Annotated in this window: 18 protein-coding genes; 9 read left to right on the top strand and 9 right to left on the bottom strand. The window is 63.0% G+C overall.

The features are described from left to right. The first annotated feature begins 12 nt into the window (after positions 1 to 12). Positions 13 to 2,430 (top strand): DNA topoisomerase (ATP-hydrolyzing) subunit B, encoded by a 2,418-nt coding sequence (gene gyrB, locus BFX80_RS17510; protein ID WP_084209549.1) that lies wholly within the window; start codon positions 13 to 15, stop codon positions 2,428 to 2,430. Between the two features lie 150 nt (positions 2,431 to 2,580). On the opposite strand, the gene BFX80_RS17505 is transcribed toward gyrB, so the two are convergent. From BFX80_RS17505 to glyQ, 5 genes are all read right to left on the bottom strand, one after another. Then, entirely contained in the window at positions 2,581 to 3,510 is a 930-nt protein-coding gene (locus BFX80_RS17505; protein WP_167593072.1) for an alpha/beta hydrolase, read from the bottom strand. Positions 3,511 to 3,666: 156 nt separating this feature from the next. Beyond that, a complete protein-coding gene (gene luxS / locus BFX80_RS17500) occupies positions 3,667 to 4,179 on the bottom strand; it encodes an S-ribosylhomocysteine lyase (RefSeq protein ID WP_077379728.1) in 513 nt (170 codons plus the stop codon). Positions 4,180 to 4,317: 138 nt separating this feature from the next. Then, the gene (gene gmhB, locus BFX80_RS17495; RefSeq protein ID WP_084209547.1) at positions 4,318 to 4,947 is read right to left on the bottom strand and encodes a D-glycero-beta-D-manno-heptose 1,7-bisphosphate 7-phosphatase; all 630 of its coding nucleotides are present in this window, start codon (positions 4,945 to 4,947) and stop codon (positions 4,318 to 4,320) included. 377 nt (positions 4,948 to 5,324) lie between these two features. Beyond that, positions 5,325 to 7,394 carry a glycine--tRNA ligase subunit beta gene (glyS, locus tag BFX80_RS17490; RefSeq protein ID WP_084209546.1) on the bottom strand — a complete coding sequence of 690 codons (2,070 nt, stop codon included), beginning with the start codon at positions 7,392 to 7,394 and terminating at the stop codon, positions 5,325 to 5,327. Then, complete coding sequence (gene glyQ, locus BFX80_RS17485) at positions 7,391 to 8,353, bottom strand: glycine--tRNA ligase subunit alpha (protein ID WP_103751491.1); 963 nt, start codon at positions 8,351 to 8,353, stop codon at positions 7,391 to 7,393. The genes glyS and glyQ overlap by 4 nt, the downstream gene beginning before the upstream one ends. Positions 8,354 to 8,523: 170 nt before the next feature. Here glyQ and rfaD point away from each other — a divergent pair, with 170 nt between their 5' ends. The 3 genes from rfaD (at position 8,524) to BFX80_RS17470 (ending at position 11,546) form a co-directional block, all read left to right on the top strand. Then, positions 8,524 to 9,480 carry an ADP-glyceromanno-heptose 6-epimerase gene (gene rfaD / locus BFX80_RS17480; protein WP_077379721.1) on the top strand — a complete coding sequence of 319 codons (957 nt, stop codon included), beginning with the start codon at positions 8,524 to 8,526 and terminating at the stop codon, positions 9,478 to 9,480. Positions 9,481 to 9,618: 138 nt separating this feature from the next. Continuing rightward, on the top strand, positions 9,619 to 10,638 hold the full coding sequence (gene waaF / locus BFX80_RS17475) for a lipopolysaccharide heptosyltransferase II (protein ID WP_084209545.1): 1,020 nt from the start codon (positions 9,619 to 9,621) through the stop codon (positions 10,636 to 10,638). 2 nt (positions 10,639 to 10,640) lie between these two features. Beyond that, positions 10,641 to 11,546 (top strand): hypothetical protein, encoded by a 906-nt coding sequence (locus BFX80_RS17470; protein WP_127736586.1) that lies wholly within the window; start codon positions 10,641 to 10,643, stop codon positions 11,544 to 11,546. A gap of 166 nt (positions 11,547 to 11,712) precedes the next feature. On the opposite strand, the gene BFX80_RS17465 is transcribed toward BFX80_RS17470, so the two are convergent. The 3 genes from BFX80_RS17465 to BFX80_RS17455 form a co-directional block, all read right to left on the bottom strand. Next, complete coding sequence (locus BFX80_RS17465; RefSeq protein WP_127736583.1) at positions 11,713 to 12,846, bottom strand: glycosyltransferase family 4 protein; 1,134 nt, start codon at positions 12,844 to 12,846, stop codon at positions 11,713 to 11,715. A gap of 2 nt (positions 12,847 to 12,848) precedes the next feature. Further along, positions 12,849 to 13,706, bottom strand: coding sequence for a glycosyltransferase family 2 protein (locus BFX80_RS17460; RefSeq protein WP_084209542.1), 858 nt, complete (start codon positions 13,704 to 13,706; stop codon positions 12,849 to 12,851). 156 nt (positions 13,707 to 13,862) lie between these two features. Continuing rightward, a complete protein-coding gene (locus BFX80_RS17455) occupies positions 13,863 to 14,645 on the bottom strand; it encodes a 3-deoxy-D-manno-octulosonic acid kinase (RefSeq protein ID WP_338079131.1) in 783 nt (260 codons plus the stop codon). A gap of 4 nt (positions 14,646 to 14,649) precedes the next feature. On the opposite strand from BFX80_RS17455, the gene BFX80_RS17450 reads away from it, so the two are divergent. Genes BFX80_RS17450 through waaA form a run of 3 tightly spaced genes read left to right on the top strand, consistent with a single transcriptional unit; the run spans position 14,650 to position 18,568 of the window. Next, on the top strand, positions 14,650 to 15,813 hold the full coding sequence (locus BFX80_RS17450; protein ID WP_084209540.1) for a glycosyltransferase family 9 protein: 1,164 nt from the start codon (positions 14,650 to 14,652) through the stop codon (positions 15,811 to 15,813). Further along, positions 15,813 to 17,243, top strand: coding sequence for a bifunctional D-glycero-beta-D-manno-heptose-7-phosphate kinase/D-glycero-beta-D-manno-heptose 1-phosphate adenylyltransferase HldE (gene hldE / locus BFX80_RS17445; RefSeq protein WP_084209539.1), 1,431 nt, complete (start codon positions 15,813 to 15,815; stop codon positions 17,241 to 17,243). Before BFX80_RS17450 ends, hldE begins: the two co-directional genes overlap by 1 nt. A 2-nt stretch (positions 17,244 to 17,245) precedes the next feature. Continuing rightward, complete coding sequence (gene waaA / locus BFX80_RS17440) at positions 17,246 to 18,568, top strand: lipid IV(A) 3-deoxy-D-manno-octulosonic acid transferase (RefSeq protein ID WP_084209538.1); 1,323 nt, start codon at positions 17,246 to 17,248, stop codon at positions 18,566 to 18,568. A 177-nt stretch (positions 18,569 to 18,745) separates the two neighbouring features. Here waaA and BFX80_RS17435 read toward each other — a convergent pair whose 3' ends face one another. Further along, positions 18,746 to 19,522 (bottom strand): DeoR/GlpR family DNA-binding transcription regulator, encoded by a 777-nt coding sequence (locus BFX80_RS17435; protein ID WP_077379702.1) that lies wholly within the window; start codon positions 19,520 to 19,522, stop codon positions 18,746 to 18,748. Positions 19,523 to 19,829: 307 nt separating this feature from the next. Here BFX80_RS17435 and BFX80_RS17430 point away from each other — a divergent pair, with 307 nt between their 5' ends. Beyond that, on the top strand, positions 19,830 to 21,098 hold the full coding sequence (locus tag BFX80_RS17430; protein ID WP_077379699.1) for a NupC/NupG family nucleoside CNT transporter: 1,269 nt from the start codon (positions 19,830 to 19,832) through the stop codon (positions 21,096 to 21,098). 279 nt (positions 21,099 to 21,377) lie between these two features. Continuing rightward, the gene (locus BFX80_RS17425) at positions 21,378 to 22,232 is read left to right on the top strand and encodes an outer membrane protein OmpK (RefSeq protein WP_077379697.1); all 855 of its coding nucleotides are present in this window, start codon (positions 21,378 to 21,380) and stop codon (positions 22,230 to 22,232) included. Positions 22,233 to 22,241: the final 9 nt, after the last annotated feature.

Raw genomic sequence — 22,241 nt, 5'->3', positions numbered from 1 at the left:
ACGGAGAAGCCAATGAGCGAACAGGCTTACGACTCATCGAGCATCAAGGTCCTCAAGGGCCTGGATGCCGTACGCAAGCGCCCCGGGATGTACATCGGCGATACCGATGATGGCACGGGGCTGCATCACATGGTGTTCGAGCTGGTGGATAATTCCATCGACGAGGCGCTGGCAGGGCACTGTAGCGAAGTCCGCGTGGTCATCCACGCCGATGAGTCGGTCTCCGTCAGCGACAACGGCCGTGGCGTGCCGACCGAGATTCATGAGGAAGAGGGCGTCAGCGCAGCTGAGGTCATCATGACGGTGCTGCACGCTGGTGGTAAGTTCGATGACAATTCCTACAAGGTCTCCGGCGGCCTGCATGGCGTTGGCGTATCCGTCGTCAACGCGCTGTCCGAAGAGCTGAAGCTGACCATCTGGCGTCAGGGCAAGGTCCATGAGCAGATCTATCGTCACGGCGTGCCAGAGGCCCCGTTGGCAGTGGTCGGCAACACCGAGAAGTCCGGCACCCTGGTGCGCTTCAAGCCCTCACCGCTGACGTTCGGCAACATCGCGTTTCACTACGAGATTCTGGCCAAGCGTCTGCGGGAACTCTCCTTCCTGAATTCAGGTGTGGCGATTCGTCTGATCGACGAGCGTAGCGGCAAGGAAGAGCTCTTCCACTATGAGGGCGGTCTCAAGGCGTTCGTGGATCATCTCAACACCAACAAGGCAGCCTTGAATCCGGTGTTCCATTTTGAAATGGAGCGCGAGGACGGTATCGGTGTCGAGGTGGCGATGCAGTGGAATGATGCTTTCTCCGAGAACATCTTCTGCTACACCAACAATATCCCTCAGCGGGATGGCGGAACTCACCTGGCGGGCTTCCGTGCAGCCTTGACCCGTACCCTCAACAGCTACATCGAGGCGGAAGGGCTGCTCAAGAAGTCCAAGGTCGGCACCACCGGGGATGATGCCCGTGAAGGCCTGACCGCGATCATCTCGGTCAAGGTGCCGGATCCGAAGTTCTCCTCGCAGACCAAGGACAAGCTGGTGTCCTCCGAGGTCAAGACAGCGGTCGAGCAGGAAATGGGCCGTCTGTTCTCCGAGTACCTGATCGAGAAGCCCAACGAAGCCAAGGCCATCGTCAACAAGATGCTGGATGCGGCACGTGCGCGTGAAGCGGCCCGCAAGGCGCGTGACATGACGCGTCGCAAGGGCGCACTGGATATCGCGGGGCTGCCGGGCAAGCTGGCTGATTGCCAGGAGAAGGACCCGAGTCTTTCCGAACTGTATCTGGTCGAGGGTGATTCTGCCGGCGGTTCCGCCAAGCAGGGTCGTGATCGTCGTACCCAGGCGATCCTGCCGCTGAAGGGCAAGATCCTCAACGTCGAGAAGGCGCGCTTCGACAAGATGCTGTCATCTGCAGAAGTCGGCACGCTGATCACGGCGCTGGGCTGCGGTATTGGTCGGGAGGAGTTCAATCCTGACAAGCTGCGTTACCACTCCGTGATCATCATGACGGATGCTGACGTCGATGGTTCGCACATTCGTACGCTGCTGTTGACCTTCTTCTTCCGTCAGATGCCGGAGCTGATCGAGCGTGGTCATATCTTCATCGCGCAGCCACCGCTCTACAAGATCAAGCGTGGCAAGCACGAGCAGTATCTGAAGGATGAGCAGGCGCTTCAGGATTACCTGACAGCCACGGCGCTGGACGGCGGCAAGCTGCACGTCAATGCCGATGCGCCGGGTATCGCTGGCGCTCAGCTCGAAGCACTGGTCAATCAGTATCGCGGCGTGATGAAGCGTATCGATCGTCTGGCGCGCGTCTATCCGTCTGCCGTGCTGCGCAAGATCGTGCATGCCCCGCATCTGGATGAGTCGGCACTGAAGGATGAAGCCATGGTGCAGGGCTGGATCGATGGTCTCCAGAAGGAAATGGATGATCTGATCGCCTATGAGGGCGGCCCGCACTACAGCTTCAGCCTCAGCCATGACAGTGAGCGTAACCTCTATCTGCCGGCAGTCACACTGACGGCGCACGGTGTCAGCAGTGACTATCTGTGGGACGTCGATTTCTTCAAGTCCGCGGACTACCGTGAGATCAGCGAGCTGGGCTCCATGCTGGAAGGCTTGCTGGAGGCGGGCAGCTATGTCTCACGCGGTGAGCGCAAGAAGGAGGTCGTCACCTTCTACGAGGCACTTGACTGGCTGATGAAGGAAGCGGCGCGTGGCTTCAGCATCCAGCGCTACAAGGGGCTGGGAGAAATGAATCCGGACCAGCTGTGGGAAACCACCATGGATCCGGAATCACGCCGCATGCTGCGTGTGACGGTCGAAGACGCGATCGGTGCCGATCAGATGTTCAACACCCTGATGGGAGATGAGGTCGAGCCGCGTCGTGACTTTATCGAGCGCTTCGCCCTGGTGGCCAATCTCGACGTCTGATGTCGTGATCGTCGCCAGCTGAAAAAAAGCCCTGATCCTTGATCAGGGCTTTTTTGTGCCTTGCTGCCAGAGCTGGAGCGTGCAGAAGGCGGCACAAAGGAGAAATGAGAAAGGGAAGAGGGGGATGACAGAATGAGGCACGGGGCCGTCTCAGGCTGCCGGATCGCTTGTCAGCCATTCAGCGATACGCTCTGCCGTGACGGTTGCCGTCGCCAGCCCCAGATGATCCACGTCCTCGAGTATCGTGACGTGCGCGGCGGGATGTTGCGGCTGCAGGCATTCCTCGAGTCGGTCGGCGTGAAACGCCTCATCCTGATCACCGATCAATGCCAGCAAGGGCACGTGATGCCGTGACAGAGTCTCGAGATCTCGTTGGTAATGGCGTGGATTGAGGCCTGTCATCAAGCGCCAGGAGTAAGCGCTCGTGGTGTTGGCATCGCGATATTCAGCGGGAATGTTGAAGGTGACTACCTCGAGATGATCCAGGCGATGGATGGACAGCTTGTTCAAGAGCATGCATGTCAGCATGCGTGCTATCCGCGGTTGTGCCCAGCGGGAATCGCGACGCATGTTGGGAGCGAGGTGATCCAGATAGGGAGCCAGCAGAATGAGGCCAGCCAACGGGATGCCGGCAAGCCCGTGTTCCAGAGCGGATGCCGCGAAACGCAGTGCCAGGCCGCCTCCCGCAGAGTGCCCGGCGATCCACAAGCTGGCGTCGGCGGGGAGATCCAGTGAGCGGATCAGATCTTCAAGATCCTCCTCGAGCTGCAGCGGGTGATCGATATCGCCGCGCCGGGCAGGCGTCGGGCCATGGCCACGCAAGTCAGGCGTGTGGACGTGATACCCCTCAGTGGCCAGATGCGTTGCCAGTGAGGCGAGGTAGCGACTGTCAGCACTGGAACCATGCAGCAGGATGAGGTGTGTCGTGCTCGCTGGAATCCGCGTCGGGTGGTAGTGACGACAGCCCAGGCTGCTGCCATCGCGACAGCGGTAGGGGACGAGTTCATTCGGTGCTGACCACGCTTCCTTGTCTGCCAGGAAAGTCGTGAAATCAAAGGCATGGCTGTTGGAATCGGGCATTCGCGTCACTCGCTCGGGATGTTGCGGCATGAAAAAAGCCCGCTATCTGATCAGGTCAGATAGCGGGCTTTTTCGTTCAAGGACCCGGCGCACTCGACAGGCTGATCAAGTCCGGTGCCTCAAGGCTTGGTATCTCAAGACTTGGTGTCTCAAGACTCAATGCGCCTGATTGAGGAAGCCTTCGTCCAGCTTCAGCTCATCATTGCGATTGATGCCGATATCGCGTGACAGGATGTTGCTGGCGATCTGTTTGGCTTCTTCCAAAGAATGCATCTGTGCAGTACCGCACTGATAGACGTTGAGCTCCGGAATCTCTTCCTGGCGTGCGACGTTCAACACGTCCTGCATGGCGGCAGACCAGGCAGCGGCAACCCGGGCTTCGTCCGGCTCGCCGATCAGGCTCATGTAGAAGCCGGTACGGCAACCCATCGGCGAGATGTCGATGATCTCGACGCCATCACCATTGAGGTGCTCGCGCATGAAGCCAGCGAACAGATGTTCCAGCGTGTGAATGCCCTTCTCGGAGAGAATCTCTTCATTCGGCACGCAGAAACGCAGATCAAAGACGGTGATGTTGTCGCCCTTGGGGGTTCCCATCTTCTTGGCCACGCGCACGGCAGGGGCTTTCATGATGGTGTGGTCGACTGTGAAGCTATCCAGCAGTGGCATACGAGGCCTCCAGCATGAGGGAGTGAGATGGGCAGGCCATTGCCTGCCCGGATTCATGTCTGAAGGGTAGCATATCGCCGCTATTGAATAGAGGGGCAAGCACATGCCGGCGCAGGGAGTGCGCGCGGCATGTGTGTCTCACAGATAGCTCTCGGCAGCGGCTTCACAGCTCACGCAGCGGCGCTGGGACTTTCCCGGCTCACCATCCGACATGGCGTGGTTGAGCTCGCCATCCAGCAGGCGGTTGGTGAAGTCGGCCAGGTTGGCGACCACCAGCACGTCCTTGAGGCCCTCGCCATCGGCCAGTGTCTTCTGGCCCTTGCCGGTCATCACCAGCGCGGCGCGACAGCCGGCCTTCTGGCCAGCGACCAGATCGCGCAGACTGTCGCCCAGCATCCAGGCGCCTTCGAAGTCCGGGATCTGCAGAGCGTCCTGAATCTGGTGCAGCAGGCCGGGTTCCGGCTTGCGGCAATCACAGCCATCATCCGGGCCATGCGGGCAGTAGGCGATGTGGGCGATATCGCCACCGGCTTCCTTCACCAGCTGCATCATCTTGTCGTGCATCTGGTCGAGTTCCCGGTGACCGAAGTGGCCGCGAGCGATGCCGGACTGATTGGTCGCGACGGCTACGGTATAGCCCGCTCGCGTCAGGCGAGCGATGGCCTGAATGGAGGTGGGGTATTCGATCCACTCCTCGGCATTCTTGACGAAGGCATCGGAGTCTTCATTGATGACACCATCACGGTCGAGCACGATCAGTTTTTGCATGGTCAACTCTTCACCTCAGGGCAGTCAGGGGCGTCAGCCGGGCTGCTTGTCAGGGGGTCGCCGCTTTGCCTGGGAAATTGTGAGCCAAGTCACAAGATGACGCTCGCACGGGGGTTGGGCAAATGGCGCCGAGTGACCGAAGAGCGTGGGTGCGACAGGCTGTCACGCTTTTCGAACACTGTTTCTATACTGGATTCTAGTGCGACCTAGGTAGGGGATCAAGGCAGAATTTGTGACATCGCGGCCACATTGCGTGTAATCCTGTCACGCAATACGTCATTTCGAGGAGGCTGGATGCAAAAGAACCCCGCCGTGGCGGGGTTCTTTTGCAGAGACTGCCATATACCGATGTCGGGGACACCGTGGGCCGGCAGCCCTTATTGGGTCAGCAGGCTGATGTCGGCCACACCCATGAACAGGCCTTGCAGACTGGCCAGCATCGCCAGGCGATTGGCGCGCACGGCGGCATCGTCGGCGTTGACCATGACCTGATCGAAGAAGGCATCGACCGGCTCGCGCAGGCTGGCCAGCGTATCGAGGGCTTCCTGGTAGCGTGCCGCCGCGAACAGCGGTGCCACTTCCGCGCCACGTGCCTTGAGGGCCTCTGCCAGTGCCTGCTCGGCCGGCTCACTCAACAGGCTCGTGTCCACCTCGGTGCGGCCATCGTGCTCGGCCTTGGCGAGGATGTTGGAGACGCGCTTGTTGGCGGCTGCCAGAGCGGCGGCTTCCGGGCGTTCGCCGAAGGCGTGCACGGCACGCAGACGACGCGCGAAGTCCAGCGGGTTGCTGATCTTCAGGGTACGCACGGCCAGGTACAGTTCGGCACCCATGCCCTCGTCATTGGCCCAGGCGCGGAAGCGATCGAGCATGTACTCGAGCACGTCCTCGACCAGTCCTTCGGCCTTGGGCAGGTCACGATGCTGCTCGGCGCTGACGGTCAGCAGCTCGCGCAGGTCGAGGTCCAGTTCGCCCTTGATCAGGATGTTGAGCACCCCGATGGTGGCACGACGCAGCGCGAACGGGTCCTTGGCGCCGGTCGGACGCTGACCGATGCCGAAGATGCCGGTCAGGGTGTCGAGACGGTCCGCCAGGGCGATCGCCATGCCGGCCTTGGTCGCGGGAATCGCATCGCCGGCGAAGCGCGGCAGATACTGTTCTTCCAGCGCACGCGCGACGGTGGCATCTTCGCCATCGTGACGGGCGTAGTAGTGGCCCATGATGCCCTGCAGTTCCGGGAACTCCAGCACCATCTCGGTGACCAGGTCGGTCTTGGCCAGCTGTGCGGCGCGTGCGGCGTGCTCGACATCGGCACCGATGCGTTCCGCGATGTGGCGGGCCACGGCTTCGCTGCGACGGGCCTTCTCGGCCATGCTGCCCAGCTTCTGCTGGAAGACGACGCTCTCGAGCTTCTCGCGACGCGATTCCAGCGTGCTGCGCAGGTCGGTCTCGTAGAAGAAGGCGGCATCGCCCAGACGCGGACGAATCACCTTCTCGTTACCGGAGATGACCTGTTGCGGGTCCTTGCTCTCGATATTGGAGATGGTGATGAAGGCCGGCTTGAGCTTGCCGTCGTTGTCCAGCAGGTGGAAGTACTTCTGGTTGGCCTTCATGGAGGAGATCAGACACTCCGCCGGCACTTCCAGGAAGCGCTCATCGAAGGTGCCCGTCAGTGCGACCGGCCATTCCACGAGACCATTGACCTCGTTGAGGAGGGCTTCCTCGATGACGGCATTGGCGCCATAGACTTCCGCCTCGGCCTGGACCTGTTCGCGGATGCGCTCACGGCGTACTTCACGGTTGGCCAGCACGCGGGCATCTTCCAGCGCGTCGAGGTAGTCCTCGGCGTGCGCCAGCGTGATGGCCTGCGGGGCATGGAAGCGATGACCGAAGGTGGTGCGGCCTGCCTCGAGGCCCAGCACGCTGGCCTCGATCACTTCGCTGCCGTACAGCGCGACCAGCCAATGCACCGGACGAGAGAACTCGATGCGTGAGGCACCCCAGCGCATGTTCTTCGGCACCGGCAGGCGAGCGACGACCTGTTCCAGCATGGCCGGCAGCAGGGCGGAAAGATGCTCGCCCGGCTGGGTATGACGATAGCCGAGCCAGGTGCCCTTGTCGGTTTCCAGCTCGATCAGATCACTGACCTCGACACCGCAGGAGCGAGCGAAGCCCTGCACGGCGCGGGTCGGCTCACCATCCTTGAAGGCCGCAGCCTTGGCCGGGCCACGCTTCTCGATCTCGCGGTCCGGTTGACGCTCGGCCAGCGACTCGATCATCACCGCCAGACGACGTGGTGTGGCGTAGGCGCGGACCTGACCGAAGGCGACTTCGGCCTCACGCAAGCCATCGGCCAGGCCATTGGCCAGGCCGTCGGCGAGTGCATCGATGGCACCCGGCGGCAGTTCTTCGCAGCCCAGTTCGATCAGCAGGGTATTCACGGAGGTCATGCTGACGCGTCTCCCTCGGTAGTGGTGTCATCGGCGGCGAGCAGCTCGTCACGCAGTGCCTGTGGTGCCAGCGGGAAGCCAGCGGCCTTGCGCGAGTCGTAATAGGCGTGGGCCACGTCGCGGGCGAGGGTGCGCACGCGCAGGATGTAACGCTGACGCTCGGTGACGGAGATGGCGTGACGCGCATCCAGCAGGTTGAAGGTGTGGGAGGCCTTCAGCACCTGCTCATAGGCCGGCAGCGGCAGGTTGGCCGCCAGCAGCTTCTGACATTCGCTCTCGCAGTGATCGAAGGCAGCGAACAGCTCCGGCACGGCAGCGTGCTCGAAGTTGTAGGCGGACTGCTCCTTCTCGTTCTGCAGGAAGACATCGCCGTAGGTGACCACGGAGCCGTCCGGTGCGGTGGTCCAGATCAGGTCGTAGACGCTGTCCACGTCCTGCAGGTACATCGCGATGCGCTCGAGACCGTAGGTCAGCTCGCCGGTGACCGGGAAGCACTCGATGCCGCCTGCCTGCTGGAAGTAGGTGAACTGGGTCACTTCCATGCCGTTGAGCCACATTTCCCAGCCAAGTCCCCAGGCGCCCAGCGTCGGGGATTCCCAGTTGTCCTCGACGAAGCGGATGTCGTGGACCAGCGGGTCAATGCCCAGACGCTCCAGCGAGCCCAGATAGAGCTCCTGCAGGTTGGCCGGTGACGGCTTCATCACCACCTGGAACTGGTAGTAGTGCTGCAGGCGATTGGGATTTTCGCCGTAGCGGCCGTCGGTGGGACGGCGGGAAGGCTGCACATAGGCAGCGTTCCAGGTTTCAGGACCGATGGAGCGCAGGAAGGTCGCCGGGTGGAAAGTCCCCGCGCCAACCTCCATATCCAATGGCTGCAGGATGATGCAACCCTGTTCGGCCCAGTATTGCTGCAGGGCCAGAATCAGGCCCTGGAAGGTTTTCACGTCTGGCTGTGTCATTGGTGAAGCCCGTTGGCCCATGAATTCGAGAACTGCCAAGTATACAATCCCCGCTTATCGGGTTATAGGCCGCAGACGTAACCGAGTGCGTGCCATTTCCAAATTCTGATGCGTCGCGTCCCTGCACGCGCGTATTGCCTACAAGCCTCTGAGAGGCTATGGGAGCTCAAATGATCGTCGTTACCGGAGGCGCCGGCTTCATCGGTGCCAATATCGTCAAGGCACTCAATGATCGCGGCCGTACCGATATCCTGGTGGTGGATGACCTGAGTGACGGCACCAAGTTCGTCAATCTGGCGGATCTGACCATTGCCGACTATCTCGACAAGGACGATTTCCTGATTCGCGTCCAGTCGAGCCTGATGGGTGAGTATGCCGAGCTGCCGAAGATCGAGGCGATCTTCCACGAGGGCGCCTGCTCCGATACCACCGAGTGGGACGGCCAGTTCATGCTCGAGAACAACTTCGAGTACTCCAAGGTGCTGCTCAACTTCTGTGAGGCGAATCAGATTCCCTTCCTCTACGCGAGCTCCGCGGCGACCTATGGCGACAGCCAGGTCTTCAAGGAAACACCGGAGTTCGAAGGGCCGCTCAACGTCTACGGCTACTCCAAGCTGCTGTTTGATCAGCACGTGCGCCAGCGTTGGGACAGCCTGACCACCCAGGTGGTCGGCTTCCGCTATTTCAATGTCTATGGCCCGCGTGAGCAGCACAAGGGCAAGATGGCCAGCGTCGCCTACCACCATCACACCCAGGTGAAGGCGGGCGAGAACCCGAAGCTGTTCGGCGCCTACGATGGCTATGAAGCCGGCATGCAGAGCCGTGACTTCGTCTACGTCGGTGATGTGGTCGACGTCAATCTGTGGTTCCTCGATCACCCGGAAGCCTCCGGCATCTTCAACCTGGGCACCGGCCGTGCCGAGCCGTTCAAGGCGATCGCCGAGACCGTCATCGAGTACTACGAGAAGGGCGAGATCGAGTACATCGACTTCCCGGAAAACCTCAAGGGCCGCTACCAGAGCTTCACGCGTGCCGACATCGGCAAGCTGCGCAAGGCCGGCTGCAACGTCGAGTTCAAGACCGTTGCCCAGGGCACTCGCGCCTATCTCGAATGGCTGAATCGCTGAGTCTGAGCACGTGTGGACTGAGCACGTGTGGACTGAGGGTAAGCGCGTGTGGAATGAGCATGGGCGCCTGCATCGCAAGTGCGATGGGGCAGGGCAAGCGCATCCGCAAAGAGGGTTGGCCGTGAAGAGGAGCAAGGCATGAGTGAGCGCATTCTGGTGGTCGGGCCCAGCTGGGTCGGCGACATGGTGATGGCGCAGAGCCTGTTCATGACGTTGAAGCAGCGCTCGCCCGGCTGCCGGATCAGTGTGCTGGCGCCCGCCTGGTCGCAACCGATCATCGAGCGCATGCCCGAGGTCGAGGAAGCGCTGGCACTGCCGGCGGGGCATGGCGACTTCGCCCTCAAGGCGCGCTGGCGACTGGGGCGCTCGCTGCGCGGGCGTTTCGATCGCGCCATCGTGCTGCCGCGCTCCTGGAAGTCGGCGCTGGTGCCATTCTTCGCGCGTATTCCAGTGCGGGTCGGCTTCACCGGTGAGCAGCGCCACGGCCTGCTCACCGAGTGCCGCAAGCTCGACAAGTCGATTCTCGATCAGACCGTCAAGCGCTTCACCTCACTGGGCCTGCCGCTGGACGAGGCCAACCCGCCGCAGCGCATCCCCGAACCCTGTCTCGTCACCGACAGCGCCAATCAGCGGCGTCTGCGCGAGGAGCTGGGCCTGAGTGCGCCACCGGCCCCCATCATCGGCATGATGCCGGGCGCGGAATACGGGCCGGCCAAGCAGTGGCCACTGGCGCACTTTCGCGAGCTTGCCGAGTCACTGACGCAGGCCGGGGCGGAGGTGCGTATCTTTGGCGGTCCCAAGGATGTGGCGGCCGGTGAGGAGATTGCCCAGGGGCTGGCCGGCGTCCACAACCTGTGTGGCAAGACGCGACTGGCGGATGCGGTGGATCTGATCGCCGAGTGTCGGGAAGTGGTCAGCAATGATTCCGGCCTGATGCATGTGGCGGCCGCGGTAGGGGCCCGTATCCAGGGCATCTACGGCTCCTCGTCACCACATTACACGCCACCGCTGACGGCCAATCGCGAGATTCACTGGCTGGCGCTGGAGTGCTCACCGTGTTTCAAGCGCGTCTGTCCGTTGGGGCATACCAACTGCCTGAATCACATCGCGCCTGAGCGATTGCTGACGGCGATCGCGCTGGATGAGGATGAGCGGTGAGCTTGCCGAAGAATCGTACGACGGATGATCTGATCCATCCGCGGATGCGCGGGGCGATGACGCGTGCACAGCGTATCGAGGCGTGGCGTGCCTGGTGTGAGCAGCACCTGGTACTGCCGTTCAGCCGGGCATGGCTGGTGCGCTGGTGCCGGCATCGCTCGCGCCATCAGGGGCTTGAGCAGCGTGGCTTGCCGCGACATGCCGTGGAAGACGTGATGGGACCAGAGGCGCTGACACTGTGGATCAATCCGCGTGAACTGGTGCGCGACGTCAACTTCGGGCGTGACAAGCGCAAGCGGCCTTCCTCGAATGCCTTCATCTGGGAGGGTGACTGGGACCTGCGGCGTGGCGCCTTCCGCTTCGGCTCACGCTCGCGCCTGATGCGTGACCTGATCGAGCATGGTGATGATCTGACGGTGACCGAGCGTTATCAGCAGCTCAAGGCCTTGCTGGAGGCGGGCAAGCCCTGGGCATCGCCGCGTGATGGCCTGCTGATGGACAGTGAGGAACAGATTCTCGGTTACCTGCGCTGTTATCGCGGTTATCTGCAGGACATGGCCGCCAATGGCTTCCGCCAGGGCATCACCAAGGATGAGATGGGCGTCGCGGTGACGCGTGATGGCCGTCTGCTCAAGATCAATCGTGGCCTGCATCGCCTGGCGATGGCGCAGCAGGTGGGAGTGCCCCGCGTGCCTGTCGTCATCAAGGCGGTACATCGTGAGTTCTGGGACAAGGTGACCGCCGGTGCCGAAGGTGATGAGGCTCTGCGGCGTCTGCAGGCTGCGCTGCAAGAGTGTCGTCCCGAAAGCGAACCCGGCCCGCTGGACCCCAAGACCTATCCCGTGCTGGGAGTGGATGAGGGGTGGCCGGATCTGCGTGGACTCGAGGATGCAAATTCCGGCAGTTGAGCCGATAACCTGTTGTTTATAAAAACGAAAAAGCCCTGTTTCATCGTGATGTTTCACATGAAACAGGGCTTTTTCGTTCTCTCTGTTCGAGCGACAGCAGGTACTTGGGCGACAGGTACCTGGGCGATAGATGCCTGGGCGATAGATGCCTGAGGCGAGAAGCGGTCTAGCGTGCCAGTCGCTGATAAAGCCCCAGATAGGCCTCGCCCATGGCGCTGGGGGTGAAGCGTGCCAGATGCGCCCGCGCGCCCGCGACCAGCCGCTCTCGACGTGGTGCGTCATCGCCGAGTGCCACGATGGCGGCAGCCAGCGCGGGTGCATTGCCGGTGGGCACCAGCACGCCGGTGGCATCGTCATGCACGATATCGGGGATGCCATCCACCTCGCTTGCGATGATCGGGACGCCGTGGTCCATCACGTCGAGCAGGATCGAGCCAAGTCCTTCATTGCGTGACGGGAAGGCGAACAGATCGAAGGCTTCCAGATAGTCGCCGACATTGGTGTGGAAGCCCTCCCAGACAAGATTGTCCAGATCGGCGCTCTCCGCCTTGAAGGCGGCTTCATCCTCTCCCGCGCCCAGGCAGACGAACAGCAGCTGCGGGTGACTGTCGCGCAGCTGACGGGCCGCCTCGATCAGCACTCGCTGGCCCTTGTGGCGGTCCACCAGCGCGCCGACATGCCCGACGACGAAGCGACCCCCGGCGGGCGTATTGCCGAAGCGCTCCCGCAGTCTGCCCACGGCTGTCTCATCGCTGGGCAGGTGGGCGAGGGTGCTGGGAATCAGAGCCGTCTCCCCCCACTGGCGCTCACGCAGGTGTGACTCGATCACCGAGGAAATCGCCACCCGGCGGGCGGCGGCGCGATAGGTCAGACGATTGAACCACTTGTCCTTCACCGGCTGAGGCACCCGGCGGGTCAGCAGATAAGGCGTGCCGGTGAGGCGCTGATGCAGCCACGCCCAGTGCACGGCCTTGGCTTCGTGAGCATGCACGATATCGGCGCGAGGCTGACCGAGATGGCCCCTGAAGCGCCCGTGGATCTCGATCACGTCCACCGTGACGGCAAGCTCAAGCGCCGCCAGTTCGGTGATCAATGGCGAGCCTTGCAGGCACACCAGCGACTGACGGATCGGCGCGCCGGCTTCGCCGTTCTCTCCCGGGCTGGCGCGTCGCGCCAGGTCCGCGATCAGGTTGAGCGTCTGGCGTTCACCACCGCGAAAGCCGCGGGCCAGATTGACGTGGCGCACGTGCAGCGGCCGAGACGGAGCTTGCGACGCCGCCTGCTCACAAGCAGAGGTCATGGTCACCATACCTTGTTGAAGTCTTCCGCCTCACGCACCTTGGCGTCGCGCTGGAATTCCAGCAGCTTGGCGTATTTCAGGTAGGCATTGACGCTGGCGGACAGCGCCACCGAGAAGCCATCGACGCCATCGCGGAAGCCGGCCTGGAAGACGAACTTGCGCATGAAGGCATTGCTGGCATGCAGGAAGGGCGTGAAGGCGTTGGCGCGTTTTCCCTTCTGATACATGATCTTGGCGGCGCGATTCGAGAAGCGGCCACTGGCCTTGACGAACAGCTCACCCAGATTGGCGAAGCTGTAATGCTCGAGGTCCGCATCCAGCTCGCAGGGGTGGCTGGCCTGAACGGAGCTGTGCTGGCGCGAATCGCGGAAGGCGAGCTTCTCGCGGTCATACAGGCGCAGGCAGTAATCGGGGTACCAGCCGGCATGTCGCACCCAGCGTGAGCCGATGAAGTTGCGACGGCGTAGCGCGAAGCCGTCGTGGGGCGTGCTGTCGAGTGCCAGTTCCCGGATGGCGCTGACGGCGCCGTCGGTCAGGCGTTCATCGGCGTCCAGTGACAGCACCCAGCGGTGGCTGGCATAGCTCGGTCCGACGTTCTTCTGCGGCCCGTCGCCCAGATAGGGCTGGTCGATCACCACGGCGCCCATGGCGCGCGCCAGCTCGCAGGTGGCATCCGTGGAGCCGGAATCGACCACGATCAGCTCATCGCAGACCTGGGCCAGCGAGCGCAGGCAGTCCTCGATGTTGTGGGCTTCATTGAGAGTGATGACGCAGCCGGTGATGGGCACGGCGGTGCGCAGCTTGCCATCGGAAGGAGGGGCGGTCGGGGTGACGGCCGGGGCCTCGTCGCTCGGGTTCATGACGGTCTCTGTCTTGAGAGCGCCTGGCTCACGTGTGTGACAGGCGCCGATGGGACGCAGTGGCAGGCGGGAATCGGATGATGCGCCTGCCGACGATTCATGTCGCTATCGTACACTGCATGGGCACCGATGCCTGCAGGGCGATACGCTGAAGCGTCAGGCGTGATAGGCGCTGCGAATGGCGGCCAGGCACGTGGCATGGTGCCTCGGCGTGAAGCGCGCCAGCGAGCGCCCCAGGCGTGAGAGGTTGTTCTCGCGCCAGCGTGCGTCGGCGGGAGCCTCGTCATGCAGCTGGCAGCGATCGAGATCGATCACGTAGGCGCGTCCGCCTTCATCGACCAGCAGGTTGCGTGCGTTGAGATCGACATGCTCGAGCCCGGCGTCATGTACGGCGCGAATGGCGCGACCTGTCGTCTCCAGCACTGTCAGCAGGGATTCGGGCAGCTCGGCCCCGGCAGGCAGGCGCTGTGCTTCGAGGGCGATCAGATCATCGGCGAAGGCGCGCGCGCCGGGAATCAGTACCGTGATCAGGGCGGCCTCGTAGCTTAGGCCATGCCGCCATACGCAGGCGCCGACCGGCTCTGGCACCGGCAGCCCCTGGCGATGCAGCGTTTCCGTCAGGCGCAGCTCGGCGAAGGCGCGGGTGCGCTCAAGGCCGGTGTAGAGGTAGCGCTGACGAGCGATCTTCGCGATCAGCCCCCCGCGTCGATAGGGGCGCAGCGCCCAGCGTTGAGCCGGGGCGCCAGTGGCATGGACGGGGTGCAGCTCAGCGGGCAAACGACAGACATCGAGGAACAGACTCGCCCCGCGCCCCGGTGCTTCGCCGGTCACGGCGCCGTGTTCGCGCCAGAACGATGGCATGAACCAGTCCGGCGTCATTTGTGGCGCTGTTTCGCCATCATATAGAATGTGGGCATTCTCATTTCGGAAAACTGCCATCCGCATGAAGCATCCTCTCCCTGCCCAGCCCGCACATATCTGCGTGCTCCGGCTCTCCGCTCTCGGCGATGTCTGCAATCTTGTGCCAACGGTACGCGCCTTGCAGCGTCAGTGGCCTGAGGCCCGCATTACCTGGATCGTCGGCAAGGGGGAGCACAGTCTACTGTCCGGCCTGACCGGGGTCGAGTTCGTGGTCTACGACAAGTCCACCGGCCTTGCGGGCATGCGCGCCATCTGGCGCCAGCTCAAGGACACGCACTTCGATGTGCTGTTGCACATGCAGCAGGCGCTGCGGGCCAGCGCCCTGTCGTTGGGCCTCAAGGCCCGAGTGCGCATCGGTTACGACCGTGCGCGCGCCAAGGACTGGCAGTACCTCTTTACCTCCCATCAGCTGACCCCGCGCGAGCGCGCTCACGTGCTGGAGTCGTTCATGGACTTCGCACGTGCCCTGGGTGTCGAGGACTGCCGGCTCGACTGGCGTCTCGATGTGCCGCCCGAGGCCTATGGTGAGGCGGCGCGCGTGACCGGTGAGGCGCCCTATCTCGTCATCAGTCCGTGTGCCAATCCGCGCCTGCGCAACTTCCGCAACTGGTCGGCCGAGGGCTATGCGGCGGTCGTCGATCATGCCTGGCAGCAATACGGCATCCGCAGCGTGATGACCGGCGGCGGCAGCCCGCAGGAACGCGAGATGGGCGCGCGCATCAAGGCGCTGGTCAGTGAAGGCGCGGTCATCGATGCCATCGGTGGTACCTCGCTCAAGGGCCTGCTGGCGCTGATCGATCGCGCCGTCGCGGTGATCGCGCCGGACTCCGGCCCCGTGCATATGGGCAATGCGCTCAATACACCGGTGATCGGCCTGTACGCCACCACCAACCCCGAGCGTGCGGCGCCCTATTGCTGGCAGCATCTGGTGGTCAATCGCTATCCGGATGCGGTGGAAACCTATCTGCACAAGCAGATGGACGAGATCCACTGGGGCCAGCGCGTACGCCATCAGGACGCCATGAGCCTGATCCGCGCCGAGGATGTCATCGCGCGCCTCGCTGAGCTGCTGGCGGACACCGATGGCGTCATTCGCGGCCAGAGTTGCGAACGTCTGCCGGTCGCGGCTGTCTCGTCTACTGACATCTCTTCTTCTGAATTTCCCTCTGCACGCGGAGACGCCTGATGAAGCTTGATCTGACTGCGCTTGAACAGGCTCGCCTGCTGGTCGTGGGTGATGTGATGCTCGACCGCTACTGGCACGGTGGCACCTCACGCATCTCGCCGGAAGCCCCGGTGCCGGTGGTGCGCGTCGGCGAGAGTGAAGACCGCCCGGGCGGTGCCGCCAACGTCGCGCTCAACATCGCGTCGCTCGGTGCGCATGCCACTCTCGCCGGTGTGGTCGGTCAGGATGACAACGCCGCCATCCTGACCCGCGCACTGGAAAACGCCAATGTCATCACGCGCTTCCAGGCCAGTGACAGCGTGCCGACCATCACCAAGCTGCGCGTGATGAGCCGCAATCAGCAGCTGCTGCGCCTTGATTTCGAGGAGCCGCTGCACGAGGTGGATACCAGCGCGCTGGTGCGCCAGGTCGAGGCCGAGCTGGCTGCGAGTGGCGTGATGATTCTCTCCGACTACGGCAAGGGCTCGCTGAATCAGGTCGAGGTGCTGATCGCCGCGGCGCGCGCGGCGGGCAAGCGTGTGCTGGTCGACCCCAAGGGCAGTGATTTCTCGCGCTATCGTGGCGCCAGCATCATCACGCCCAATCTGACCGAATTCGAGACCATCGTCGGGCCATGCCGCAGCGATGAGGAACTGGCCGAGAAGGGTGAGGCGCTGCGTGCCGAGCTCGAGCTGGAAGCCCTGCTGGTGACGCGTAGCGAGAAGGGCATGACCTTGATCCGCGAGGGCCATCAGCCGCTGCATCTGCCGACGCATGCGCGTGAGGTCTATGACGTCACCGGTGCCGGTGACACCGTGATCGGCGTGCTGGGTCTGGCGCTGGCGGCTGGCCATGCCTTCCCGGAGGCCGTGATGCTGGCCAATCTGGCCGCAGGCCTGGTCGTCGCCAAGCCGGGCACCGCGACCCTGTCGGTCGCCGAGCTCTACACCGCGCTGCATGGTGACAAGCTGGCGGAATTCGGCGTGATCCAGGAGTCCGCGCTCATCCCGGCAGTGAAGGCCGCTCAGGCACGCGGCGAGCGCGTGGTGATGACCAATGGCTGCTTCGACATCCTGCATGCCGGTCATGTGGCCTACCTGCAGGAGGCGGCACGTCAGGGCGACCGTCTGATCGTGGCGGTCAATGACGATGCCTCGGTGGCACGCCTCAAGGGGCCGACGCGTCCGATCAACCCGGTACTGCGTCGCATGCAGGTGCTGGCGGGCCTCGGCGCGGTCGCCTGGGTCGTGCCCTTCAGCGAAGACACCCCGGCACGCCTGATTGAGGCCGTGCTGCCGGATGTGCTGGTCAAGGGCGGTGACTATCGTCCCGAAGAGATCGCCGGGGGCGAGGCGGTGATCGCCAACGGTGGCGAGGTGCGTGTGCTCGGTTTCGAGGATGGCGTCTCCACCACGGCGATGATCGCCACCATTCTTGATCGCGAGGACTAGGCGTGAGCCTTGCCCGTGGCCTCTACAGCACCGCACTGACCCTGCTGTCTCCCCTCATCTGGCAGCGGGTCTGGCGCGAGCACGATGATCGGCACTCGCGCCTGGAGCGGCTGGGCATCCTCCCTGCCACGCCTGCCGCCGCGCCGGACCGCGAGCGCCCCATCTGGCTGCATGCGGCCTCGTTGGGCGAGATGGTCATGATGGCCAGCGCCATCGAGGCGTTGCGGCGCCGCTATCCCCTCCGCCCGCTGATCGTGACCACCATGACCGCGACGGGGGCTGCCCAGGCGGCTCGCCTGTTGCACACGCCTGAGGGAACGCCCGAGCTTGCCCCTGCGCGGCATCATTATCTGCCACTGGACTTTCCCTGCAGCGCACGTCGCTTCGTGTCTCGCCTGCGGCCGGCCCTGGTCGTGCTGGTGGAAACCGAGCTGTGGCCGAATCTGATCGCAAGCTGTGCGCGCCAGAGGATACCCGTGAGCGTGGTCAATGCGCGGCTGTCACCGCGCGCCTTCACACGCTACCGCAAGGTCGGGGCCTTGATGCGCGAGACGTTGTCGCAGGTGAGCGCGCTGACGGCCAAGGCGCCGGAAGATCTCGAGCGTTTCATCGCGCTTGGGCTTCCTGCGGCGCGGGGGAAGACGGTCGGTTCACTCAAGTTCGAGCTCGAGATATCGCCACAGGCCGTCGCGGCAGGCAAGGGACTGCGCGAGCAGTTCCAGGGGCGGCGGGTGTGGATCGCCGCCTCGACACACGAGGGGGAAGATGCCCTGATGCTGGATGCCCACGCAGCCGTGCGTGCTCGGCATCCTGATGCCTTGCTGCTGCTGGTGCCGCGCCATCCGCAACGCTTCGAGACGGTCGCCGCACAGAGTGCGAGCTGGTGTGAGTCACGCGGGGAAACCTGCCTGCGTCGCAGCCACATGCATGCGGAAAGCCGCCTCGAGCAGAGCCGTCTGTCGGTGCTGGTCGGCGATAGCCTGGGCGAGCTGCTCGCCCTGTATGCGGCGAGCGATGTCGCCTTCGTCGGCGGCAGCCTGGTGCCCATCGGCGGGCATAATCTGCTCGAACCGGCCGCGCTTGGGCTGCCACTGTTGAGTGGCCCATCGCTTGAGAACTTCAGTGAGATCGCCGAGGTGATGACGGCGGAAGGAGCTCTGCAGGTCGTCGATGATGCCGAGGCGCTGGCCGAGGCCGTCATCACACTGCTGGAAGATGAGTCGCAGCGCCAACGGGCAGGGCAGGCGGCGCGTGAACGGGTAGCCCGCAATCGCGGGGCGCTGGCAGGGACACTGCAGCAGCTGGAAGACCTGTTGCCGAGCTGAGCCGACGAGAGACGGAGGTGAGCTCGCCATGCCGATTTCGGTCGTGGGGGATGCACGCCACTGGGGCATCAATGGGAAGATCATGCGCAGAAACGCCGCACCATCGTGCGGCGTTTCTGCGTATGGACCTCGCGTGGGGCGAGGTCAGCGCTCACTCACCGAAGCGCAGGCCCTGTCTCAGCACTCGATGAGCTGCGCCGTCACGCCCATGTCGGCATCCAGACCCTCCAGGCAATCGCGCGCTGCGGCGCTGGCATTGCTGATCACCACATCGAAGCTTTCCAGTGGCGCGATGAAGGCCGGGCGTACCATCTCGAACTTGCGGGCATCGATGATCAGGAAGCGCTGCATGGCGCTTTCCAGCGCGGCCTGCTTGGCCGCCACCTCATGAAAGTGGAAGCAGCTGACGCCGCGCTCGGCGTGCACGCCACCGGCCGAGAGAAATGCCTTGTTGATGCCCAGACGGCGAATGGCTTCCGGCATGTCGGTGGCGGTAAAGGACTGGGTGGCCGGATGAAACAGTCCGCCCAGCATGACCAGTCGCACGCCGGGCAGGTGGCCGACGGCATTGGCGACATTCAGGGCGCAGGTCACCAGGGTCAGTGTCATCTGACGATCCAGTGCCGCGGCCAGGTGGACCAGGGTCGTCCCGCAATCCACGTACAGGGTATCGCCGTCCTCGATGTGACTGGCCAGTCGCTGGCACAACGCTTGCTTGATAGGAGCGCTGGCATCGATCTCGCGGTCGAGGCGATAGACGCTGCTGGCGGAAGATTCCGCCAGCAGCAGGCGTCCCCCCAGTATCTCCAACAGCCCGTTGCTGTGAGTGACATCACGGCGAATCGTCATCTCGGACACGCCGCAGAGCTGCGCGGCGTCGCTGAGCTGCAGTGGGCTGCCCTCGCGCAGGATGGCCTGCAAGCGGTCAAGGCGTGCAGCGCTTTGGTTGTTCATGCGGCAGGGTCCTTTTTTGCCGATGGCGGTGAGAAAGCGTTGGAGAAGCCAACATGCCCTCGGGTCATGGTGTGATGATAACTCACTGACTGGCAGGGATAACTTTTCTCGCGTGAGAGATCCGCGCGGGCGTTGCAGGAAAGCAAGGCCCGAATCGCTCAAGCGTTTGCATTGACTCCTTGGTCAGATTGTGACTCTTTTAACATGCTGAGAAAAAATCATAACACCGTGTCCCGTTGAGAATCGCGGCGACATCGCGCACAAGCGCATTCCATAACAAGCACAAGAACACATCAGGACCTTCCCAATGAATCCCCTCATGAGTCTGGTCGGGATGGCATCGCTCATCCTCATCGCCGTGGCGTTGTCATCGAATCGACGCGCTATCCGCCTGCGCACCGTCGGGGGTGCCTTTGCCATCCAGTTGGCCATCGGTGCCTTCGTGCTCTACACCTCCTTCGGCCAGGGTGTGCTGGCCGGTGTCTCAGGCGCCGTCAGTCAGGTCGTCAATTATGCCGATCAAGGCATCAGCTTCCTGTTCGGCAGTCTGGCCAATCCGGGCAGCGGTGTCGGCTTCATCTTCGCCATCAAGGTGCTGCCGATCATCATCTTCTTCTCGTCGCTGATCGCGGTGCTCTACTACCTCGGCATCATGCAGTGGGTGATTCGCCTGCTGGGGGGCGGCCTGCAGCGCGTGCTGGGAACGTCGCGCACGGAATCCCTCTCCGCGACCGCCAACATCTTCGTCGGACAGACGGAGGCACCGCTGGTGGTCAAGCCCTATCTGGCGAGCATGACGCGTTCCGAGCTGTTCGCCGTGATGTGTGGTGGTCTGGCATCCGTCGCCGGCTCCGTACTGGGTGGCTACGCGGCGCTGGGCATCCCGATGGAGTATCTGGTGGCGGCGTCCTTCATGGCAGCGCCCGGCGGCTTGCTGTTTGCCAAGCTTCTGTTCCCGGAGACTGACAAGCCGGATGACTCGATCGCCGTGGCGGATGCCTCGCTCAAGGATGACGACGCACCGTCCAACGTGCTGGACGCTGCGGCATCCGGTGCGTCTTCCGGCCTGAAACTGGCCGCCAATGTCGGCGCGATGCTGCTGGCCTTCATCGCCTTGATCGGGCTGATCAACGGCATTCTCGGTGGTGTCGGCGGCTGGTTCGGCATGGACACACTGAGTCTCGACATGATTCTCGGCTGGCTCTTCGCGCCGTTGGCCTTCCTGTTGGGCGTGCCATGGAGCGAGGCGACGCTGGCGGGGTCCTTCATCGGTCAGAAGCTGGTGGTGAACGAGTTCGTCGCCTACATCAATCTGGCGCCCTACCTGAGTGGCGACAGTCTCGTGGCCGCCACGGGTGCGGTGATGACGCCCTACACCATGGCTGTGCTGTCCTTCGCGCTGTGCGGCTTCGCCAACCTGTCGTCCATCGCCATTCTGCTCGGCGGGTTGGGCAGCCTGGCCCCGACGCGCCGGCATGAGATCGCCAGTCTGGGTCTCAAGGCGGTACTGGCCGGTACGCTTTCCAATCTGATGTCGGCGGCGATCGCCGGCTTCTTCCTGGCGCTGGCGGCCTGATCGGGATGTCGCCCATCTCACAGTGGATGGGCGATTCGAAGAGGTGTCGCCTTCGGTGTGTAAATGTTCACAAACCGGCCGTTGGTGACAGGGAAATCCGCCAAACGTCGCCCTATCGTTTTTGCGAGGAAGTGCTAACATCGCGCCCTTTGCAAATCCGGCGCAGCCCGACGACGAAGCGGGCGGCATGGGGCGACGCTGATGGCAGACGTCGTTCATGACGGGCAATAACCACAACAATTCAGAACAGTTGATTACTCAAGACAGGATCATTTCGCGATGACTATGCTCAAGACCGTCGCGGCCAGTGCACTGGCCGCCACTACCCTCCTGACGGCTGCCGCGCCAGCCCAGGCCACCGATTTCAATGGCGACATCCACGCCAATGACTACAAGTGGCTGACCTTCAATCTGATGCGCAGCGAGGACAACCGTCTGCCGTTCCGCAACAGTGAAGATACCTATCTGGAAATGGAATTCGGAGGCCGTTCGGGCATCGTCGATCTCTACGGCTATGTCGATTTCTTCGACATCTTCGATGACAGCTCGGATGACCTCAATGGCGGCGACAACTTCTTCGCCAAGCTGGCCCCGCGCTTCTCGCTGGACGCCATGACCGGTCACGACCTGTCCTTCGGCCCGGTGGACGAGCTTTACATCGCCACCGTCACCAACATCGGTGACAACGGCGCATTCGGCGGTCTGTGGGAGCACTATGTCGGTCTGGGCAGCGATGTGCAGGTGCCATGGTTCGGCAAGATGGGCTTCAACCTCTACGCCCGCTACGTGCGTGAGAACTACGGCGGTGAAGACGAGAGCAAGTGGGACGGCTACATGGCGTCCACCAACTGGTTCAAGCCGTTCGTCAACTTCGAGGACGGTAGCTTCATCGCCTATCAGGGCTATCTGGACTACAAGTTCGATGCCGATGAAGTGGGCAGCCAGGACGGTCGCAGCATCAACAGCATGGAGTGGTTCAACGGCATCTACTACCACACCCAGCGTTTCGCGGTGGGTTACGGCCTGAAGTACTACAACAACATGGCGTTCTTCACCGATGGCTCCACCGCCACCGGCGTGCGTCAGGACACCACCGGCTTCGGCAACTACTTCAGCATCAACTACAAGTTCTGATCACCGCTT

Source organism: Cobetia marina (assembly GCF_001720485.1).
GTDB classification, from domain to species: Bacteria; Pseudomonadota; Gammaproteobacteria; order Pseudomonadales; family Halomonadaceae; genus Cobetia; species Cobetia marina.
Note: the sequence above shows the minus strand (reverse complement) of the source record. Positions and strands in the feature narration are given on the sequence as shown.

Bases quoted from the DNA above. Each gene is read 5' to 3' on its own strand.
- gyrB (WP_084209549.1), top strand. From the start codon at position 13: ATGAGCGAACAGGCTTACGACTCATCGAGCATCAAGGTCCTCAAGGGC.
- BFX80_RS17505 (WP_167593072.1), bottom strand. From the start codon at position 3,510: ATGCCCGATTCCAACAGCCATGCCTTTGATTTCACGACTTTCCTGGCA.
- luxS (WP_077379728.1), bottom strand. From the start codon at position 4,179: ATGCCACTGCTGGATAGCTTCACAGTCGACCACACCATCATGAAAGCC.
- gmhB (WP_084209547.1), bottom strand. From the start codon at position 4,947: ATGCAAAAACTGATCGTGCTCGACCGTGATGGTGTCATCAATGAAGAC.
- glyS (WP_084209546.1), bottom strand. From the start codon at position 7,394: ATGACCTCCGTGAATACCCTGCTGATCGAACTGGGCTGCGAAGAACTG.
- glyQ (WP_103751491.1), bottom strand. From the start codon at position 8,353: ATGACACAGCCAGACGTGAAAACCTTCCAGGGCCTGATTCTGGCCCTG.
- rfaD (WP_077379721.1), top strand. From the start codon at position 8,524: ATGATCGTCGTTACCGGAGGCGCCGGCTTCATCGGTGCCAATATCGTC.
- waaF (WP_084209545.1), top strand. From the start codon at position 9,619: ATGAGTGAGCGCATTCTGGTGGTCGGGCCCAGCTGGGTCGGCGACATG.
- BFX80_RS17465 (WP_127736583.1), bottom strand. From the start codon at position 12,846: ATGACCTCTGCTTGTGAGCAGGCGGCGTCGCAAGCTCCGTCTCGGCCG.
- BFX80_RS17460 (WP_084209542.1), bottom strand. From the start codon at position 13,706: ATGAACCCGAGCGACGAGGCCCCGGCCGTCACCCCGACCGCCCCTCCT.
- BFX80_RS17455 (WP_338079131.1), bottom strand. From the start codon at position 14,645: ATGGCAGTTTTCCGAAATGAGAATGCCCACATTCTATATGATGGCGAA.
- BFX80_RS17450 (WP_084209540.1), top strand. From the start codon at position 14,650: ATGAAGCATCCTCTCCCTGCCCAGCCCGCACATATCTGCGTGCTCCGG.
- hldE (WP_084209539.1), top strand. From the start codon at position 15,813: ATGAAGCTTGATCTGACTGCGCTTGAACAGGCTCGCCTGCTGGTCGTG.
- BFX80_RS17435 (WP_077379702.1), bottom strand. From the start codon at position 19,522: ATGAACAACCAAAGCGCTGCACGCCTTGACCGCTTGCAGGCCATCCTG.
- BFX80_RS17430 (WP_077379699.1), top strand. From the start codon at position 19,830: ATGAATCCCCTCATGAGTCTGGTCGGGATGGCATCGCTCATCCTCATC.
- BFX80_RS17425 (WP_077379697.1), top strand. From the start codon at position 21,378: ATGACTATGCTCAAGACCGTCGCGGCCAGTGCACTGGCCGCCACTACC.